We start from the raw sequence: 5,803 nt of genomic DNA, 5'->3' as shown, positions 1-5,803 counted from the left end.
AACTTATTTTATTTTGAGATAAATTGCGGCATTTCTCAGGAAAATTACTTTAACTAAAGATACAATGAGAGCGTTGTTCTATGAATCTCTTAAAGGTGTAGATTATGCTAGAATTATACCAATGGGAATTATCTCAATACTCAGAAAAAGTCAGGCTGATCCTAGATTATAAAGGGCTAGATTACCGTAAAATCGAAGTTGTACCGGGAATGGGACAGGTAGATTTATTCCGGTTGACCGGACAGAAACAAGTGCCAGTTTTAAAAGATGGCAGTAGATATATTGTTGATTCTACGGAAATCGCTAAATATTTAGATTTAGAATATCCTGAACGCCCACTCATACCTCAAGATCCTCAGCGACGGGGTTTATGCTTATTGATGGAAGAATGGGCAGATGAGTCTATAGGTGTGAAAGGAAGAACGGCTCTTTTTTCTGCCATTAGCCAAGACCAAAATTTCCGCAAGTCTTTATTACCGAATTCCACACCTGATATCTTCAAAACTCTAGTGGCTGGAGTACCCAGTGATGTGTTGACTGTTTTGGGTTTTGGGGTGGGTTATAGCCCAGATGTGATCAAATCAGCGATCGCGGACTTGAAACAAGACTTAGAATCATTAACACTCATATTAGCCGATAGTCCGTATCTCACCGGAGATGAGCCAACCTTAGCTGACTTAGCCGTGGCGAGTTTATCAATATTGCTGAAGTTCCCCGAAGTTCCTTATCTCGATTTACCAGCAGGTCTGCGAGGTAAAGGTGTCCCAGGATTGGCAGATAATCCTAATTATGAACCCTTCTTTACCTGGCGCGATCGCCTGTATGCTCAATTCCGTAAACCATTAATTAGTCTACCGACCACTGGAACTGCGCCGACTTCTATTCAAATTGACTAGATGATGGGATGATAGGCTCAGGGATTGTAAGAAACCTCTCTCTTCCTGACTTCTTTGTGCCTAGTGTGGTATGCGCTACGCGCACTCTGTGCGAACGTTAATCATCTAGAGACTCATGATCAAGTTCTCAGCACTTAAGATATGAATTCGGCACAACCATTAGGTTCAGTCATAGAAGGTTCTCTGACTGGGGGATTAGAAGTACGACTACACCCAGATATTTCCGTTGAAGATATGCGGGTGGGTAAATTTTTAGTTGTACATGGACTGCGATCGCGCTTTTTCTGTATGCTGACAGATGTAGCATTGGGAATTGCGAATGCTCGCATTATTGCTAATCCTCCCGGTTGGGAAGACACTTTTTTAAGAGAAGTTTTAGCCGGTAGTGGTACTTATGGTACTATCAACCTCTCACCGATGTTGATGTTCACGCCCGAATCTGATGAATCTTTGTCGTCTAGGAATGGCAAATCTGCTAACGGTTTAGCATCATTTCAGCCTCAAACTAGCACTACAATGGAATTACTGCCGGTTAAAACTATTCCCAGTCATTTTAGCCAAGTTTACGAAGCCAGTGAAGAGGATTTTCGCCGGGTATTTGGTTGGGAAGATGACCCCCAAAGGCGGAACTTTTCTATCGGAAAACCCTTAGATATGGATGTGCCTGTCTGTATCGATTTAAACCGCTTTGTTGAACGCAGTAATGGAGTATTTGGTAAGTCGGGAACTGGTAAATCTTTCCTCACACGGTTACTTTTAGCTGGAGTAATTCGCAAAAATGCGGCAGTTAACCTAATATTTGATATGCACTCGGAGTATGGCTGGGAAGCTGTAGCCGAAGGTAAAAATGTTAATACCGTCAAAGGCTTAAAACAATTATTTCCTGGTAAAGTAGAAGTCTACACCCTTGATCCCGAATCGACAAAGCGTCGGGGTGTGCGTGATGCTCAAGAACTTTATCTGAGTTACGAGCAAGTGGAAGTTGAAGATATTAAATTATGCAGTCGAGATTTAGGATTATCGGATGCAGCTTTAGATAACGCGAATATTTTGTATAGCGAATTTGGCAAATCTTGGATAGTCCAATTGCTGAATATGACTAACGAAGAAATCGAAATGTTCTGCGACGAAAAGCGGGGACATAAAGGTTCGATTATGGGATTACAGCGTAAACTCCTCCGCATGGATAGCTTAAAATATATGCGCGGAGTTTGCCCCCAGAATTATATTAGTAAAATTGTCCAGTCTTTGGAAGCTGGGAAAAACGTAGTGATCGAATTTGGTTCCCAGTCTAATATGCTTTCTTATATGTTGGTGACTAATATGATCACCAGACGGATTCATGCACATTATGTCAAAAAAGCCGATAGATTTCTACAAAGCAAGAATCCATGCGATCGCCCCACGCCATTAATGATTACAATTGAAGAAGCGCACCGCTTCCTTGATCCGGGAGTGGTACAAAGTACAATCTTTGGCACTATTGCCAGGGAACTGCGAAAATATTTTGTCACTTTGTTAGTTGTAGATCAACGTCCATCGGGGATTGATAATGAAGTGATGTCTCAAATTGGCACACGCATCACCGCTTTGCTCAATGATGATAAAGATATTGATGCTATCTTTACAGGCGTATCTGGTGCAGGTGGTTTGCGGTCAGTATTAGCCAAACTAGACTCAAAGCAACAAGCTTTAATTTTAGGTCATGCTGTCCCCATGCCGGTGGTTGTGAAAACTCGTCCTTATGACGCAACCTTCTATGCAGAAATCGGAGATGCAGCTTGGGAAGAAAAACCGGATGCAGAAGTATTCGCTGCGGCTGAACTAGCAAAAGCTGACTTGGGTTTTTAGCTGTTCTCCAGAATTTATAAGGAAGGCAACGGGGTAGAGATATAGCAAAATGCTGAGTAGAAACCAAGTTGCTTCAAGACCTTTAGGGATTAACAATGCCCTAATCTTCTTGGGGGTTGCTACAGCAAAAGTCGAAATTGAAATACTGGCTGTGACTGGGGTTTAAACGATCTTGGTAGTTGGGATAAAACCCACATTTATGAAGCGATCGCTTCATTTATAATTATTAATTGTGCGTTACAGCACAAATTTAGCATTTTCTCCCTAAATAATTAGTAAATTACTCAGAATGACCTATACAATCGTTTAAAATGACTCTAAATTTAGATTAAAGCGGTTAATATGCTAATGACATCTAATGTTCAGATGATGATTTCTTTCACTGAACTGGGTTTAGACGATGAAGATTTGCAAACAGAAGTGCAAAATTTGCTCCCTCAATTAAGAGATGTGGATGGGGTAGAAGACGCAGATTTAGTCGCAGTAGAAAACGCACCCAAGAATACAAAAGCTTTAGGTGGCTTTTTGTTGGGGTTGTTAAATCTAGAAATTAACGCCGCTAGTATTAAGACGCTGTTTAGTTTTTTAGGCGATCGCCTGGGCAACAAACCCATTAAAATGGTGCTGAAAGCGCCTGATGGCAGAGAACTCAACCTAGAAGCCAACAGTCGAGAAGAATTTGAATTTGCTTGCCAAAAAGCCCAGGATTTTTTGAACAATACATCAAACAGCTAATATGGCAAAAATAGCACTGCTGATCGGGATGAGTGAATATGAGGCAGGATTAGCATCACTACCCCAGGCTGAGAAAGATGTTGAGGCGATACAGCGAGTTTTAGTAAATCCAGAAATGGGTGGTTTTGCACCAGGGGATGTCACAGTACTGAAAAATCCCCAACGCCAAGAAATGGAAGATGCTATTTATAAATTGTATGCCAATCATCACAAAGATGACTTGGTGCTGTTTTACTTTTCTGGTCATAGCGTGATAGTCGAAAGTGGCGATTTTTACTTCTCGACTCACAACACCAAAAAAAATCAGGGAAAATTGAAGACAGCCTCAGCCGTAGCTGCTAAAGATGTACATAATTGGATAAATCAGAGCAAGTCTAAACGATTGGTGCTAATTTTAGATTGCTGTGTTAGTGGTGCTTTTGCTCAGGGTTCGACAGCCAAAGATAGTGGGACTATAAACCTGCAACAGCATTTAGGGGGTGAGGGCAGGGTAATTCTCACAGCCTCCACCTCTACACAATATGCGTTTGAGTCTGATGGCTTAGACCTTTCAATTTATACCCATTATCTGGTAGAAGGGATTGCGACAGGTGCAGCAGACCAAGATAGGGACGGTTTAATTACGGCGGATGAATTGCATAGATATGCAAAAAACAAAGTGCAAGAAGCGTCCCCCGCCATAACACCAGAGTTTTATCCTCATAAAGACGGGTGTCAAATTTTTCTGGCGCAGTCGCCCCAGGATGACCCCAGGCTGAATTATCGTAGAGAGGTTGAACGCCTCATTGATGGTTTTGGCAAGTTTACTATTCCTGCCCGTCACCTGTTAAAGTCATTACGTGTCCAATGGAAGCTTGACACTGATGTTGCAGAAGCTATTGAGACTGAAGTTAAACAGCCATATCAGCAGTATCAGCGCAAAATACAAAAATATGAAGAAATTTTAGTTAAAAAAATTGCAGTTGAGCCAACCCTGAGTCAAAGAACTCTCAAGGAATTCAAAGAATATCAGCAACGTTTAGGTTTAAGAGATGAGGATGTAGCACCAATAGAAAAAACAATTATTGGTCAACAAAAACCAATTGCACCTCAAGCAATATCACCAAACCCAGCCAATCAATTTGAGTTTGACATAGTAAAAGTGGATGCTCAAGGGCAACCCATCAACCGCAATCGGGGACGCACCGAATATTTTACAGAAAACTTGGGTAATGGTGTCGGTCTAGATATGGTGGCAATTCCGGGAGGTACATTTCTCATGGGTTCCCCAGAAAATGAGCCAGAACGATTAGACTGGGAAAGTCCCCAACACAGTGTCACCATTCAACCCTTTTTCATGGGGAAATTTCCCGTTACTCAAACTCAATGGGCAGCTGTTGCCGATTTTAAAAGCGTGAATATTGAGTTAAATCCCGACCCATCCCATTTTAAAGGTGCTAATCGACCTGTTGAATGTGTTTCTTGGGACGATGCCGTGGAATTTTGCGCTCGACTATCTCAAAAAACTGGAAAAACCTATCGCTTACCTAGTGAAGCCGAATGGGAATATGCTTGTCGGGCGGGAACGACTTCGCCGTTTTATTTTGGTGATACAATTAGCACTGATTTAGCAAATTACGACGGTACAGATTGGGTTTATCAAGGAACCATCTACCCAGGCAATTATGATCAAGGGACAACAGGTGAATATCGTGAGCAAACAACCGATGTGGGAACATTTCCTGCCAATCCCTTTGGTTTATTTGATATGCACGGTCATATCTGGGAATGGTGTCAGGACGAGTGGCACGAAAATTATCATCAGGCTCCAGCAGATGGCAGTGCTTGGTTAGGTAATGATGATGATAATCAACTGCGTGTATTAAGAGGTGGTTCCTGGTTCACCAATCCTAAAAACTGCCGTTCTGCGTCCCGTATTTACTACTATAGGGCAGAGCGTGATAATTTCCACAGCTATATTGGTTTGCGTGTAGCTTGTAGTGTTGATTGATACAAGCCGCACAATCATTATTTCTAGTCATGAGTTAGGCGTGACTTGGGAATTATCCTTTTCAGCAAAACCTAATTAGGGCTGGCTGAATAAATCTAAAACCCAGATAAATCAAAGGTTTGAGGCTGATAAAGTCGAAAGTAGGTGCAAGGCTTTTGAAGGGTGTACCATCCAAAGTGTGAATTTTGGGTTGAATAAATCAGAAAATTTGGGGATGACAGATAACTGTCCATTCTTGGAGTTTACCGATTGTTATTGAAGACACTGCGATCGCGCTAATATCAGTTATGAAGGCTGTATCTAAAACCTGGGTGAAAAAGTTTCCTTTTAG

Annotated in this window: 4 protein-coding genes; all 4 read left to right on the top strand. The window is 41.8% G+C overall.

Features of this window, described 5'->3' with window-relative positions; genetic code table 11:
• Positions 1-104: 104 nt before the first annotated feature.
• The 4 genes from VB654_RS08230 to VB654_RS08215 all read left to right on the top strand — a co-directional run bounded on the left by VB654_RS08230 (position 105) and on the right by VB654_RS08215 (position 5,472).
• Entirely contained in the window at positions 105-896 is a 792-nt protein-coding gene (locus VB654_RS08230; RefSeq protein ID WP_323213209.1) for a glutathione S-transferase family protein, read from the top strand.
• Positions 897-1,037: 141 nt separating this feature from the next.
• Positions 1,038-2,747, top strand: coding sequence for an ATP-binding protein (locus VB654_RS08225; RefSeq protein WP_323213207.1), 1,710 nt, complete (start codon positions 1,038-1,040; stop codon positions 2,745-2,747).
• 348 nt (positions 2,748-3,095) lie between these two features.
• The gene (locus VB654_RS08220) at positions 3,096-3,482 is read left to right on the top strand and encodes a sugar ABC transporter permease (protein WP_323213206.1); all 387 of its coding nucleotides are present in this window, start codon (positions 3,096-3,098) and stop codon (positions 3,480-3,482) included.
• Position 3,483: 1 nt separating this feature from the next.
• On the top strand, positions 3,484-5,472 hold the full coding sequence (locus VB654_RS08215; protein ID WP_323213204.1) for a caspase, EACC1-associated type: 1,989 nt from the start codon (positions 3,484-3,486) through the stop codon (positions 5,470-5,472).
• The last annotated feature ends 331 nt before the right edge of the window (positions 5,473-5,803 follow it).

The sequence above is a fragment of the Nodularia sp. UHCC 0506 genome, from assembly GCF_034931045.1.
Taxonomy (GTDB): domain Bacteria; phylum Cyanobacteriota; class Cyanobacteriia; order Cyanobacteriales; family Nostocaceae; genus Nodularia.
This window is presented reverse-complemented; position numbering and strand designations above follow the sequence as displayed.